Genomic DNA, 14,003 nt, shown 5'->3' with positions numbered 1-14,003 from the left:
TATGAAGAAATATATATTTATTGTAAGCCTATTGTGCCTGCTTGCTGCCTGTACAGGTAAGCGGCAGGGCGAAGCGGCGGCGGAAGTTGCGGCATTGCCTGCTGTGGAAGATGTGGTGATGTATCAGGTCAATCCGCGAGTGTTTGCTCCTGAGAAGTCATTCAAGGCGGTGGAACGTCGCTTAGATTCCATTCAGGCATTGGGAATCAACGTGGTGTGGTTTATGCCGATCAATGAAGTAGGGCAGGAGAAATCTGTGAATTCCCCCTATTGTGTGAAGGACTATAAAGGAGTGAATCCGGAGTTCGGTACTCTGGATGAGTTTAAGGCTTTGGTTGCCACTTGCCATCAGAAGGGGATGAATGTGATTATCGACTGGGTAGCCAATCATACTTCCTGGGACAATGCCTGGATTGCCAACAAAGAATGGTATACGCAGGATGAGGCCGGAAACATAATCTTTCCTGCCGGAACCGGTTGGAAGGATGTGGCTGATTTAAACTTTGATAATCAAGAGATGCGCCTGGCAATGATTGACGCCATGAAGTTTTGGGTTACAGAAATCGGCATCGATGGTTTCCGTTGCGATGCGGCGGACTTTGTTCCCTTTGACTTCTGGAAACAGGCGCTCGATTCTTTGCGTGCCATTCCCGACCGTTCGTTGCTGATGTTGGCTGAAGGGAAAAGACGCGATCACTTTGATGCCGGTTTCGATATGAACTATTCCTGGGACTTTTTGGAGTCACTTCGCGATGTATTCGTAAAAGATGCTCCGGCTCCGGAACTGTTTGCTACGGATAAAGCGGAGTATGACACTATCCCCGTGGGAAAAGTGAAACTGCGTTTTACCACCAATCATGATGAGTCGGCAAAGATGTCTCCTGCTAAAGAATTCGGGGATGTGCGCGGTTCTATGGCGGCTTTCGTACTGACTGCTTATCTGCATGGAGGAGCGCTGATTTATGGTTCACAAGAGGCGGGGTATCCCGAAGCTATCAACTTCTTTACGTATGTTCCGGTGGATTGGATGGGGAACAGTGAACTGTATCAGGAATACTGTCGTCTGATGGCTCTTTACAACGAGTATCCGGCTATCCGTAAAGGGGCGTTGAAGACATATCCGCAATCCGATGTGCTGCTCTTTGAAAAGCAGGATGGTAAAGACCGTGTGTTGGTTGCTGTAAATGTACGTAACCGTGAAGTAAATGTGACGCTTCCGCAAGAGTGGACCGGACATCCAAGTAAAGATATGTATAGCGGAACAGAAGAGAAGCTGGAAGCTGAATTGACTCTGTGCCCTTATCAGTATCGAATCTTTAAGTATTGATGAGATGATATGAGTGTTTAAAAGTATCATACAAAAACCATAATAGAATATGAAACATTCTCTTTTTATTGCCTTTTTCCTTTGCCTCGGCTCGTTCGCCTCGGCCCAGCAACTCACTTCTCCTGACGGTAACCTGTCATTGGAGTTTATGGAGCAGGCTGACGGCGTTCCGGCATACCGGCTGGACTATAAAGGCAACCCCGTTTTAACTTCCGGTCGTTTAGGTCTCCTGACGGAAGAAGCCGACCTGACCCGAGGATTCAAACAAACGAATCTTGAACGTGCTTCTGTTGATAACTACTGGAATCCCGTCTGGGGTGAGTACAACCGTGTACGGAATCATTATAACGAAATGACTGTCACCCTGGAACAACCGGAAACTGGACGGATCCTGAATATCCGTTTCCGTCTGTTCAATGATGGTCTGGGCTTTCGCTACGAACTGCCTTTGCAACGCAAGATGAACTACCTCACCGTAAAAGATGAAGTAACCGAATTCAATCTCACGGGAAATCATAAGGCCTTTTGCATCCCCGGCGATTATGATACCAATGAGTTTGCCTATACCACTGCCCCTCTATCGGAAATAGCAGTGGATATGGAGAAAAGAATTGCCAAGAAATCTTATGAATCTAAAGCCGAAGGGGGCCTGACAGTGCAAACCCCGTTAATGATGAAAAGCGAAGACGGCATCTACCTGAATATCCATGAAGCCGCTTTAGTGGATTATGCCGGTATGTTGCTGAATGTAGATGATAAGCAGTTTAAACTGAGCGCCCACCTGACCCCCGATAAATTGGGTAAGAAAGGCTATTTGCAACTGCCCGTGCTGTCTCCCTGGCGTACAGTCATCGTTAGCGATGATGCCCGAGATATTCTTGCTTCCCAGTTGATTTATAATCTGAATGAGCCTTGCCGCTATGAAGATACCTCCTGGATTCGTCCGATGAAGTTCGTCGGTGTGTGGTGGGAGATGTTTACAGGTGAAGGAAAAACCTGGGCTTACAGTGATTTCTACCAGGCCAAGCCCGGCATTACCGACTATGAGAAATTAAAACCAAATGGCCATCATCCTGCCAATACCGCCCACGTGAAAGAATATATCGACTTCGCCTCCGCCCATGGCATCGACGGCGTACTGGTGGAAGGCTGGAACGAGGGCTGGGAAGATTGGGCGTCTTATCGGAAAGACCGCCAATTCCTCTTCAACAAAGCCTATCCCGACTTCGACGTCAAAGAATTGCAACGTTATGCCAAAGAAAAAGGCGTGCAAATGGTGATGCACCACGAAACAGCCGCCAATGCTGCCGACTACGAACGCCAATTGGATGAGGCCTTCCAGTTCATGGTAGACAATGGCTATCATGCCGTGAAAACCGGTTATGTAGGTTACATCATCCCCCGTAATGAATATCACTCTTCACAATGGATGAACAACCATTACATCCATGTGGCCCGTCGCGCTGCTGATTATAAAGTAATGGTTAATAGCCACGAGGCAGTACGCCCCACCGGTTTGTGCCGTACATATCCCAACTGGCTGGCTCAGGAGTCGGCCCGTGGCGGGGAGTTTGAAACAATGGGCGGTAATGATCCCGACCATACTTGTATCCTTCCCTTCACCCGTCTGAAAGGTGGTCCGATGGACTATACCCCCGGCATCTTTGAAACCAGATTATCTTATTATAATGGTGAGAAACCCAATGAGCGGGTACATACCACTCTGGTAAAGCAGATGGCGCTCTATGTGACCATGCCTTCTCCCATTCAGATGGTAGCCGACCTGCCTTCCAACTATGCCCGCTTCCCGGACGCATTCCGCTTCATCGAGGATGTGGCTGTAGATTGGGATAACAGTTGGTATCTGGAAGCTGAACCGGGAGATTATATCACCGTAGCCCGCAAGGCAAAAGGTAAAAACGAATGGTTTGTTGGCGGCATTACTGATGAGAACAGCCGTACGGCAACCATTCCATTCTCCTGGCTTCCCGAAGGAAAACAATATATCGCCACCATTTACGAAGACGGCAAAAATGCCGACTGGGATACGAATCCCCAGAGCTATCAGATTCGTAAAGTAGTAGTGACCCCAAAAAGTGTCCTGAAACAGAAATTGGCCGCAAGTGGTGGTGTTGCCATCAGTATTAAAGAAGCTGATAAAGCGGAAATGAAAGGTTTGAAAGTCATCCGCTAAGGCATAAAGGCATTAAATGGAGATATACTCTGCATTTAATATTAAAGTTAACAATACGAATAGGGAGGCCGTGAGGTTTCCCTATTTTTTTGTGCTTTGGGGGATTCATTTGAGAAATTAATTCATAACCCGACAAAAAAGAAGAGAATTTCAGTGCAGTTATCCTGAAAACTTGGTGCGGTTGCCCTTGCATTTTGTGGAATGGTAGATATAATAAATCTTTATTTAGTATCTTTGCGCCATAACAATAATAAAACGAAAGTGATAGTAGCTGCAATGACCCACCAACAGATTGCTGACGAATGTCAGAATGAGTGGAGAGATGAATTGTATGACAAGACAATGAAAATCTTGCTTTCGGAAAAATACAGGAAGTTCATCATGAAAGAAGCCCGTTCAGAGAAACGGATATATTTCAAATCGATAGAGTTTGTTACAAAACGGAAGAACAGTTGTGTGATACAACCTTTCAGTAAAGGTTGGAGCTTATATAAGAAACGCGGATTAAGTTACTTCGTGTATTTACGCTACCATCGATCCGATGGCTTACATGCAGTAGTGTTTAGTGCCGTGAAAGGTATTTCGTATTATATCTTTTATACACCTCACTTTTTTGACCGGTATAAGGAGCGGGAATTAAAAGATACTTCAATGCCTAAGATACAGGCTATCCATGAATTTTTTAAGTATAATGCGAATGTAGACTTTTTCAGTGTGGAAATTCCCAAGTATCCGGATAGTATGTTCGGTGTTTCACTCCATGGCGTTGTTCTGGCAGTGCGTGTTGGACGGAATCTGATTGAAGGCAGAACTTATCTCCCTTTTGAGATGTTGAAGGGCGAACAATTAGAACTGTCGGCAGATTTGCTGGGATATTTAAGAGCCTTTCTTGAACATAAATTTGGCGTGATTGTGTAATTTGAACTTACGAGCGAATGCGATGGCCTTATAAAAAATAACGAAGGGCTTCCTCACGGAAACCCTTTCGCCTCATAGTGTGTTAAACTATCCTTTTTATAGTAGTTGTAAGAGAGAATTTTAAAGTTTGTACAAGCTCTTCTTCGGGTAATCCAGTTCCGGATTTCCTTTGTAGCCTATCTTTCCGCTGCCGCTGGTGCGTGCTTTCAGGAACTCGGTTGCGAAACATTTGATGCTGCCCGAGCCTGCTACACTGGCAGTAACGCGTTGAGCCTCGTAACCTTCTGTAAGTAAATCACCTGATCCGGCTACGCTGTAAGTAGCTGTTTGGGTTGTACCGGTAATAGTTGCCGAGCCTGAACCGGCCACACTTGCTTCCGTGCCCGTAGCTGTTACATTTCTTAATACCATGTCACCCGATCCTGCAACGGATACTTTCAGGTTGTTACAAGTAATATTATCAGCATTGATATCGCCCGCTCCTGCTACAGACACTTTCATATCATTGCATTTGATGCCACTGCCTTTGACATCTCCTGACCCGGCAATATTGATTGATAAATTGTCATTGGTCTGAAGACCGTTTTTCAGGAAGATATCTCCTGAGCCGGCAACAGAAATCCCGTTCAGAGTTTCGGCGGAAACGCGTACTTCAAGTTTCTTATAAGATACATTTACGTCCTTCTTGAAACCTATATATAATGTGTTATCCTTTACCTTGATGTCCAGTAAGTCCACAATGTTATCCGAAGTGTAAACTTCTACATCGGGGCGCCCTGATTTCTGGGTGAATATAACGTCGGAACTTCCGGCAACACTAATTTTTTTGAAGTTGTCTACCTTGATGTCTTTCGTTACGTAATTATTGCTGGCTACCACTTTCTTGCTGCTCCAATTGCCGGAACTGTAGTTCTTGCTTTGTGAACACGCTGTTGTACTGACGATTAAACAGATACATGTGATGAGAGTTGCTAACTTTTTCATGACTTTTTTCATTTTATGATTATTCATTAATATTATTCCTGTTTATCTATTAGACGTATGTTGCTTAAAAAAGGTTGCATGCTGTTGCCGCTTTTTTTTAGAAACTTTTTCAGTAACATCCGGTCGTATTTTATAAATCAACATTCGTGCCAAATTCGTAAGATGCTGATAATTAGGATTTGTCGTTTTTTGGTATGTGTTCATTATCGGACACTTGTCCGTTTTTGGTTGTCCAATCATTTGTATATTCGGGTGATATTTTGTTCATTTGTCTGTTTATTCATCAGGAGGTTTTATTGCTTTGGAAAAGATATTGGAAGATAAGGAACTTGGACGCTTGTTGATTCGGGCGAATACCCGTGCACGTCGTTTGACTTTTCGCACGCGGGAAGATGCTATTTACGTGACCGTACCACCCGGAACAACGCTTACCGAGGTAAGGAATGCCATAGAGCAGTTGCGTCCCCGTCTGAGAGTGGCCCGGCAGAAACATACCCGTCCTTTGATAGACTTGAACTTCCGGATAGATACGGAGTTCTTCAAGCTAAGTCTTGTAAGCGGACAGCGCGAACGCTTCTTGTCGCGTTCGGAGTTGGGGGAGATGCAGATAATCTGTCCGCCGGATGCGGACTTTGCCGATGAAGGACTACAGAAGTGGTTGCGTAAAGTTGTTGAAGAGGCTTTGCGGCGTAATGCAAAAATCATTCTTCCGCCACGCCTCTATATGCTTTCGCAGCAACATAACCTGCCTTATCAGAGTGTAAAAATCAATTCCAGTAACGGTCGTTGGGGCAGTTGCTCGGCACGTCGCAGCATAAATCTGTCTTATTATCTGATACTGCTTCCGAAGCATCTGATAGACTATGTGCTGTTGCACGAACTGACCCATACCCGCGAAATGAATCATGGAGAACGCTTCTGGGCGCTCCTTGATAAACTGACCGAGGGAAAAGCACAAATCTTACGGAATGAACTGAGGCAATATCGCACGGAATTCTGATGTCAGGCAACGGGTTTACATTGCACCTTCTCCTTACTTACTCCCTACCTACTCCTTACCTTCTCCTTCCTATAGACAAGGGAGAAGGTGGGGAGTAAATGAGAAATAATTGAAAACATGGTACGAGGTGGAAGAAAGTTGGTGGCTGTTTTATATGATTATACCCGTTGACGGAATTAGTTCGTAACGAATCAATTCTGTCAACGGGTATGAATATCTTTTTTTAGTATGATGAGTTATATAACTCTGGAATTATTTCTGTGACAACTGCTTCACTTCTCCGTTTTCTTTCTCAAACCGGTAGTTGCCGCCTTTTTCGCTTAGTTCGAACAGGGATAATTCTTCTGTTTCATTGTCTACAATGAATAGTGCGCTCTGTTCTGCAAAGCGTTTCACATCGATACTGAAAGGTTCTTCGGCTATTTTTTTGTTTACCAGCACACTGTCGTTAATCAGCAGAGACAGGGAGTCTCCTGTAAAGCCTTTCGTCAGGGTAATGGTGTATGTCTCAATAAAGTTGCGGTCTTCATCCTTTTGCTTTTGCAGGCGCAAGCTCATATAGATGAAGATAACGACTATGAAGATAACTGCAAAAGCCAGGATGCCATTGCCTATCATAAACTGTTTGTTGGTATTCAGATGATGTGCCATAAAGGTTGAAGTTTTAAGAATGGTACAAATGTAACGAATAAATGCTATATGGGGCAATACTTTCTGCGACTTAATGCCTGAGAAACGGAAAAAATACTTTATCCGGTAACGTATGCCGTTACTTTGATGCCATTTCTTTAGTGAAGTTTGTTTTTCCTGGTTGCACTCAGGAACTTACTATGGAACTGGAGAATGTTTTCTCTGTTGATGTAAGTCATATAAGTTCAGAATAAGTATGATGCGGATATAGTTCTATGCTAATAAAATTGAACATACCAATAAACTTTTCAACAACTAAGAAGCGGCCCTTTGAGATTATTTGCCTAATATTGCAACAGAAAAACTTTAGATGAAGAATATCATGAAGAGAAAAGCCCTCTTTCTGTTACTATTATTCTGCATGATTGCCTTGCATGCACAAGACTTGTATAAAACAGAAAAAGACCTGCTCTATGTTCCCGATTCCGAGATGGATGCTTACCGGAAAGAGCGCTGTAAACTGGATGTTTACTATCCGGCTGACAAAAAAGATTTCCCAACTATCGTCTGGTTTCACGGCGGTGGACTGGAAGGAGGCAATAAGCATATCCCCCAGGAACTTATGAACAGAGGATTTGCTGTTGTGGCGGTGAACTATCGCCTGAGTCCTAAAGCCAAGAATCCTGCTTATATTGAGGATGCCGCCGCCGCTGTGGCATGGGCGTTTAACCATATAGAAGAGTATGGCGGCAGTAAAGACAAGATATTCGTTTCCGGTCATTCTGCCGGAGGCTATCTCTCATTGATGCTGGCTATGGACAAAAAATACATGGAGACTTATGGAGCCGATGCAGATAAAGTGGCGGCTTACCTCCCGATAAGCGGACAAACGGTTACTCATTTCACCATTCGCAAGGAACGCGGATTGCCGAATGGTATTCCTATCATAGATGAATACGCCCCCGTGAACCGTGTACGCAAAGATACTTCTCCTATTATATTGATTACCGGTGACCGCAATCTGGAAATGGCCGACCGTTGGGAAGAGAATGCCCTGCTTGCTTCCGTATTGAAGAATATAGGAAATAAGCAAATTACTTTATATGAATTGCAAGGTTTCAATCATGGCACGGTGCTCGAACCTGCCTGCTTCCTGATTATAAATTATATCCGTGAACATTGCCCGGATAAAACGGTGAAGAAATAACATGGCTAATACCTTATAATATATACTATTATGAAAAGATTTACAATTTTAGCTGTCGCTTTGTTGATGTGTGTAGCGACCTTCGCTCAAGAGGCCCTTTGGGGAATCGGGCCACTCGTATCTCCCGAAATATATGACAATAACACCGTTCTATTTCGCTTGAGAGCACCGAAAGCGGTGAAAGTACAAATCACAGGTGATTTCCTGCCGAAACAAAAAGTAAAGATGCCTAACGGGGAATATGAGATTCCGGGAATTGTGGATTTGACTGAAGGTAAAGATGGCGTATGGGAATACACCACTCCCGAACCGTTGAAGCCCGAACTCTACAGCTACTCTTTTATTGTGGACGGCCTGCGGATGAACGACCCTGCCAATATTTATCTGATACGTGACGTGGCCACCCTTACCAATGTATTCATCATTGGTGGTGACCGTGCCGATTTATATAAAGTAAACCAAGTACCTCATGGCACGGTATCCCGCACTTGGTACAATAGCCCGACCCTCGGTATGGAACGCCGCATGACAGTCTATACTCCCGCTGGCTATGAAACCGACGGTAAACGCTATCCCGTGTTCTATCTTCTGCACGGTATGGGTGGTGACGAGGAGGCCTGGATTTCTCTTGGCCGCACCGCGCAGATACTGGACAACCTGATTGCGCAAGGCAAAGCAAAGCCCATGATTGTGGTGATGACGAATGGCAATGCTTCGCAGGAAGCTGCTCCGGGTGAATCTTCCCTCGGTATGATGCCTCCTTCCATGCAACTACCTAAAACAATGGAAGGTTCTTTTGAACAGGCATTCCCGGATGTGGTGAAATTCGTGGATAAGAACTATCGTACTATTAAGAATAAATCCGGTCGCGCCATTGCCGGACTGTCTATGGGTGGTTTTCACGCTTTGCACATTTCCAAACAATATCCCGATATGTTCAATTATGTAGGCTTGTTCTCTGCTGCTATTTTGCCGAACAAGAATGTTGCTTCCCCGATATATGAAGACTTGGAAGGTAAGTTGAAAACACAGTTTGCCAAGAAGCCGTCTCTTTACTGGATAGCTATCGGAAAGACAGATTTCCTTTATAAAGCGAATGAGGATTTTCGCAAACTACTGGATGAGAATGGATATAAATATACCTATTACGAAACCGATGAAGGACATATCTGGAAGAACTGGCGCATCTATCTGAGCGAATTTGCTCCACTGCTTTTTTAATAAGAATACCTTAATCAAATAATACCCCCAAAAATAACACCGCAGATAACTGTGCAATGCTTTTAATCTGCATAAAAACAATATCAAAACCATGAATAGAAAATTAATCTTATCCTTTGCCCTGTCCGGGCTTGTGTTAACCACCGCCACGGCGCAGACTTCCGTAGCGCCCGCCATTCCCAGAGACGAAAAGATAGAACAGAAAGTGGAAGACTTGCTCAAGAAGATGACCCTTGAAGAGAAAATCGGTCAGATGACGGAGCTTACCATCGACGTTATTACGAAGCGTGATAGCCCCTCTAAAGAGTTCCAGATAGACGACGCCCTGCTGGATACCGTCATCGGCAAGTATAAGGTAGGTTCTATCCTGAATGTTCCCCAAGGCGTTGCCCAGTCCAAAGAGAAATGGGAAGAAATCATCAGGAAGATACAAGATAAATCCATGCAAGTGATGGGTATTCCCTGCATTTATGGTGTAGACCAAATACATGGCACCACCTATACACTGGGCGGAACTTTCTTCCCGCAAGGCATCAACATGGCAGCTACCTTCAATCGTGAACTGGTGCGCGAAGGTTCCCGCATTTCCGCCTATGAAACCAAAGCCGGAAGTATCCCCTGGACTTATGCCCCGGTGCTCGACCTGGCCCGTGATGCCCGTTGGCCCCGCCATTGGGAGAACTATGGCGAAGATTGCTTTGTGAACGCTGAAATGGGACGCGAGTCCGTTCTCGGTTTTCAGGGCGTAGACCCTAATAATATAGGAAAGCAGCATGTAGCCGCATGTATCAAGCATTACATGGGTTACGGTGTTCCGGTTTCGGGAAAAGACCGCACCCCTTCCTCTATCACCGTGCAGGACATGCGCGAGAAGCATTTTGCCCCCTTCCTCGAAGGCATTAAGGCGGGTGCTCTATCTGTCATGGTGAACTCTGCCATGAACAATGGTCTCCCTTTCCACGCCAACTACGAACTGTTGACGCAATGGTTGAAAGAAGACCTGAACTGGGATGGACTGATTGTGACAGACTGGGCGGACATTAATAACCTTTATACCCGCGATAAGATTGCCTCCAGCAAGAAGGAAGCCATCAAAATTGCCATCAATGCAGGTATCGACATGTCCATGGTTCCCTACGAGTGGAGTTTCTGCACCTACCTGAAAGAGTTGGTGGATGAAGGTGAAGTGCCTATGAGCCGCATTGACGATGCTGTGCGCCGTGTATTGCGCATGAAGTATCGTTTGGGTTTATTTGATACACCTGCTTATAATCATAAAGATTTCCCCCTGTTCGGTGGCAAGGAACACGCTGCCGCCGCTTTGCAGGCTGCTGAAGAATCTTTGGTACTGCTGAAAAACACAGATGGAATCCTGCCTCTGCTCCCCGGCAAGAAGTTATTGATTACCGGCCCTAACGCCAACTCCATGCGCACGCTCAACGGTGGCTGGTCTTATTCCTGGCAAGGTGATAAAGCTGACGAATGTGCTGCAGACTATAACACTATTCTCGAATCGTTTACCAACAAGTTCGGCGCTTCCAACATCATCTACGAGCCGGGTGTGAGCTACAAACAAGGCGGTGCTTGGTGGGAAGAAAACGCTCCTGAAATAGACAAAGCCGTAGCTGCCGCCGCTAATGCGGATTACATCATCGCCTGTATCGGCGAGAATTCCTATTGCGAAACTCCGGGCAACCTGACAAACCTCTTTCTTTCCAAGAACCAGTTTGACTTGGTGAAAGCATTGGCCACTACCGGGAAACCGATTGTCCTTGTCCTGAACGAAGGACGCCCGCGCATCATCAACGAGATAGAACCATTGGCAAAAGCCGTTATTAACGCCATGCTTCCGGGCAACTACGGTGGCGACGCCCTCGCAAACCTTCTGTCCGGCGACGCTAACTTCAGCGGAAAAATGCCATATACTTATCCGAGAGACATCAACTCGCTGTTCACTTACGACTATAAACCTTGTGAAGACCTCGAAAAGATGCAAGGCGCTTATGATTATGATGCAGTGATGTCCGTGCAGTGGGCATTTGGCTACGGACTGAGCTACACTTCCTATGCATACAGCAACCTCAAAGTGGATAAGCCGGACTTCACTGCCGACGATGTGCTGACTTTCACCGTTGACGTGAAGAATACGGGCAATCGCATCGGCAAAGAGAGCGTCCTGTTGTTCAGCAGCGACCTGATAGCTTCCCTGACTCCCGATGTACGTCGCCTGCGTGCCTTTGAGAAGGTGGAACTGAGACCGGGTGAAACCAGAACTGTTACTCTGAAAGTGAAAGCCTCCGACCTTGCCTTTGTCGGTTATGACGGCAAGTGGATACTGGAGAAGGGGGATTTCCGCATCCAGACGGGTAATCAGACATTGAATGTAACTTGCATGGATACGAAGAAATGGGATACTCCGAATAAGTAAAAAGGAAGGAAACAAGGGGACGAGTTAACAAGGGAACAAGGGGCTGCGCAATGCTTCTATGCCGCATGGAACCTTGTCCCTTTGTCAACCCGTCTCTTCGTCAACTGATTTAAAACCGCAGAAAAGGAAATAATTACGTCAACTAATCGTTAAATGATTCTTTTTTTCTCTAATATTTTGTAGTCGAACAGATTATTTATATCTTTGCAACCGCAATGGATGAAAGGTGGAGGGGCAATTAAGCTCCTTTTTTTGTTCTTATATAGTTAATCAATGATAGAAAAGAAAACTGTTTGTCAAATTGTTGACGAGTGGCTGGACGGAAAAGAGTACTTTCTGGTGGAAGTATCTATCAGCCCGGATGACAAGATTCTGGTGGAAATTGACCACAAAGAAGGTGTTTGGATTGAAGATTGCGTGGAATTGAGCCGATTTATCGAATCCAAGTTGAACCGTGAAGAGGATGATTATGAGTTGGAAGTAGGCTCTGCCGGTATCGGACAGCCATTTAAAGTGTTGCAACAGTACTGCAATCACATCGGGAAAGATGTGGAAGTGTTGAAAAAAGACGGACGTAAGCTGTGCGGCGTACTCAAAGCGGCCGACGAACAGCATTTCACCGTAACCATTGAGAAGAAAGTGAAACCTGAAGGAGCTAAGCGCCCCACGTTGGTGCAAGAAGATGAAACCCTTGCGTATGATGAAATAAAATATACTAAATACTTAATCAGTTTTAAATAAGACTATGGCCAAAAAAGTAGAAACTATCAGCTTGATAGATACATTCTCGGAATTTAAGGAACTGAAAAATATCGATAGAACCACAATGGTGAGCGTACTCGAAGAGTCGTTCCGTAGTGTGATTGCGAAGATGTTCGGTACCGATGAGAACTACGACGTAATCGTGAATCCGGATAAGGGTGACTTCGAAATATGGCGTAACCGTGAAGTGGTGGCGGATGAAAACCTGGAAAATCCGAACTTGCAGATTGGATTGTCGGAAGCACAGAAGATAGATGCTTCTTATGAAGTAGGTGAAGAAGTGACGGATGAGGTGATCTTCGCAAACTTCGGACGCCGTGCCATCCTGAACCTGCGCCAGACTTTGGCTTCGAAGATTTTAGAACTGGAAAAAGACAGTATCTATAATAAATATATTGATAAGGTAGGCAACATCATCAATGCAGAAGTATATCAGATATGGAAGAAGGAAATGTTGCTGCTGGATGATGAAGGAAACGAGTTGCTGTTGCCCAAAACGGAACAAATCCCGAGCGACTTCTATCGCAAAGGTGAAACGGCACGTGCCGTAGTGGCCCGTGTGGACAATAAGAACAACAACCCGAAGATCATTCTTTCGCGTACATCGCCTGTATTCTTGCAGCGCCTGTTCGAGATGGAAGTGCCCGAAATCATGGACGGACTGATTACCATTAAGAAGATTGCCCGCATCCCCGGTGAGCGTGCCAAGATTGCCGTTGAGTCGTACGACGACCGTATCGACCCGGTAGGTGCCTGCGTAGGTGTGAAGGGTAGCCGTATTCATGGTATTGTTCGTGAGTTGCGCAACGAGAATATTGACGTAATCAACTATACGAGCAATATCCAGTTGTTTATTCAGCGTGCCCTCAGCCCCGCAAAAATATCTTCTATCCGACTGAATGAAGAAGAGCGTAAGGCAGAAGTATTCCTGAAACCGGAAGAAGTATCGCTGGCTATTGGTAAAGGAGGTTTGAATATCAAACTTGCCAGTATGTTGACCGAGTACACCATTGACGTGTTCCGTGAGTTGGATCAGGCTGTTGAAGATGAGGACATCTACTTGGATGAGTTCAGAGACGAAATTGACGGTTGGGTGATTGACGCTATCAAAGCGATTGGCATCGATACCGCAAAAGCCGTACTGAACGCTCCGCGTGAATTGCTGATTGAAAAGACCGACCTGGAAGAAGAAACGGTGGATGAGGTATTGAACATTTTGAAATCGGAGTTTGAAGAAAGCGAACCTGAATTCGAGCCTGAATTTGAACCGGAATCAGAAGTAGAGTCTGAGTCTGAGTCAGAGGCCGGATTAGAGCCTGAGGCTGAATAAAC

General features: G+C 45.3%; 11 protein-coding genes. 9 read left to right on the top strand and 2 right to left on the bottom strand.

Annotated elements, in window-relative coordinates; genetic code table 11:
• The first annotated feature begins 1 nt into the window (after position 1).
• From QZ135_RS15665 to QZ135_RS15655, 3 genes are all read left to right on the top strand, one after another.
• Positions 2–1,327, top strand: coding sequence for an alpha-amylase family glycosyl hydrolase (locus tag QZ135_RS15665; RefSeq protein ID WP_294611224.1), 1,326 nt, complete (start codon positions 2–4; stop codon positions 1,325–1,327).
• 49 nt (positions 1,328–1,376) lie between these two features.
• Positions 1,377–3,521, top strand: coding sequence for a glycoside hydrolase family 97 protein (locus tag QZ135_RS15660; protein ID WP_294611221.1), 2,145 nt, complete (start codon positions 1,377–1,379; stop codon positions 3,519–3,521).
• Positions 3,522–3,722: 201 nt separating this feature from the next.
• Positions 3,723–4,439: a hypothetical protein gene (locus QZ135_RS15655; RefSeq protein WP_294611218.1), complete on the top strand. Its 717-nt coding sequence runs from the start codon at positions 3,723–3,725 to the stop codon at positions 4,437–4,439.
• Between the two features lie 120 nt (positions 4,440–4,559).
• Here the strand turns inward: QZ135_RS15655 and QZ135_RS15650 are convergent, their stop codons facing one another.
• Positions 4,560–5,423 (bottom strand): head GIN domain-containing protein, encoded by an 864-nt coding sequence (locus tag QZ135_RS15650; protein WP_294611216.1) that lies wholly within the window; start codon positions 5,421–5,423, stop codon positions 4,560–4,562.
• Positions 5,424–5,718: 295 nt separating this feature from the next.
• Between QZ135_RS15650 and QZ135_RS15645 the strand changes: the two genes are divergently transcribed.
• The gene (locus tag QZ135_RS15645) at positions 5,719–6,423 is read left to right on the top strand and encodes a SprT family zinc-dependent metalloprotease (protein WP_294611262.1); all 705 of its coding nucleotides are present in this window, start codon (positions 5,719–5,721) and stop codon (positions 6,421–6,423) included.
• Between the two features lie 252 nt (positions 6,424–6,675).
• On the opposite strand, the gene QZ135_RS15640 is transcribed toward QZ135_RS15645, so the two are convergent.
• Positions 6,676–7,074 carry a hypothetical protein gene (locus tag QZ135_RS15640; RefSeq protein ID WP_294611213.1) on the bottom strand — a complete coding sequence of 133 codons (399 nt, stop codon included), beginning with the start codon at positions 7,072–7,074 and terminating at the stop codon, positions 6,676–6,678.
• A gap of 361 nt (positions 7,075–7,435) precedes the next feature.
• On the opposite strand from QZ135_RS15640, the gene QZ135_RS15635 reads away from it, so the two are divergent.
• The 5 genes from QZ135_RS15635 (at position 7,436) to nusA (ending at position 14,001) form a co-directional block, all read left to right on the top strand.
• The gene (locus tag QZ135_RS15635) at positions 7,436–8,260 is read left to right on the top strand and encodes an alpha/beta hydrolase (RefSeq protein WP_294611210.1); all 825 of its coding nucleotides are present in this window, start codon (positions 7,436–7,438) and stop codon (positions 8,258–8,260) included.
• Between the two features lie 30 nt (positions 8,261–8,290).
• Positions 8,291–9,481: an esterase gene (locus QZ135_RS15630; RefSeq protein WP_294611207.1), complete on the top strand. Its 1,191-nt coding sequence runs from the start codon at positions 8,291–8,293 to the stop codon at positions 9,479–9,481.
• 91 nt (positions 9,482–9,572) lie between these two features.
• Positions 9,573–11,909 (top strand): glycoside hydrolase family 3 N-terminal domain-containing protein, encoded by a 2,337-nt coding sequence (locus QZ135_RS15625; RefSeq protein ID WP_294611204.1) that lies wholly within the window; start codon positions 9,573–9,575, stop codon positions 11,907–11,909.
• A gap of 273 nt (positions 11,910–12,182) precedes the next feature.
• Complete coding sequence (rimP, locus tag QZ135_RS15620) at positions 12,183–12,650, top strand: ribosome assembly cofactor RimP (RefSeq protein ID WP_294611201.1); 468 nt, start codon at positions 12,183–12,185, stop codon at positions 12,648–12,650.
• 4 nt (positions 12,651–12,654) lie between these two features.
• A complete protein-coding gene (gene nusA, locus QZ135_RS15615; RefSeq protein ID WP_294611198.1) occupies positions 12,655–14,001 on the top strand; it encodes a transcription termination factor NusA in 1,347 nt (448 codons plus the stop codon).
• Positions 14,002–14,003 lie beyond the last annotated feature (2 nt).

The sequence above is a fragment of the uncultured Bacteroides sp. genome, assembly GCF_905207245.1.
GTDB lineage: Bacteria > Bacteroidota > Bacteroidia > Bacteroidales > Bacteroidaceae > Bacteroides.
This window is presented reverse-complemented; position numbering and strand designations above follow the sequence as displayed.

What these genes read in the sequence shown, in the direction of transcription:
- QZ135_RS15655 (WP_294611218.1), top strand. Translation starts at nt 3,723, where the DNA reads ATGGTAGATATAATAAATCTTTATTTAGTATCTTTGCGCCATAACAAT.
- rimP (WP_294611201.1), top strand. Translation starts at nt 12,183, where the DNA reads ATGATAGAAAAGAAAACTGTTTGTCAAATTGTTGACGAGTGGCTGGAC.
- QZ135_RS15635 (WP_294611210.1), top strand. Translation starts at nt 7,436, where the DNA reads ATGAAGAGAAAAGCCCTCTTTCTGTTACTATTATTCTGCATGATTGCC.
- QZ135_RS15625 (WP_294611204.1), top strand. Translation starts at nt 9,573, where the DNA reads ATGAATAGAAAATTAATCTTATCCTTTGCCCTGTCCGGGCTTGTGTTA.
- QZ135_RS15650 (WP_294611216.1), bottom strand. Translation starts at nt 5,423, where the DNA reads ATGAAAAAGTTAGCAACTCTCATCACATGTATCTGTTTAATCGTCAGT.
- QZ135_RS15660 (WP_294611221.1), top strand. Translation starts at nt 1,377, where the DNA reads ATGAAACATTCTCTTTTTATTGCCTTTTTCCTTTGCCTCGGCTCGTTC.
- QZ135_RS15630 (WP_294611207.1), top strand. Translation starts at nt 8,291, where the DNA reads ATGAAAAGATTTACAATTTTAGCTGTCGCTTTGTTGATGTGTGTAGCG.
- QZ135_RS15665 (WP_294611224.1), top strand. Translation starts at nt 2, where the DNA reads ATGAAGAAATATATATTTATTGTAAGCCTATTGTGCCTGCTTGCTGCC.
- nusA (WP_294611198.1), top strand. Translation starts at nt 12,655, where the DNA reads ATGGCCAAAAAAGTAGAAACTATCAGCTTGATAGATACATTCTCGGAA.
- QZ135_RS15640 (WP_294611213.1), bottom strand. Translation starts at nt 7,074, where the DNA reads ATGGCACATCATCTGAATACCAACAAACAGTTTATGATAGGCAATGGC.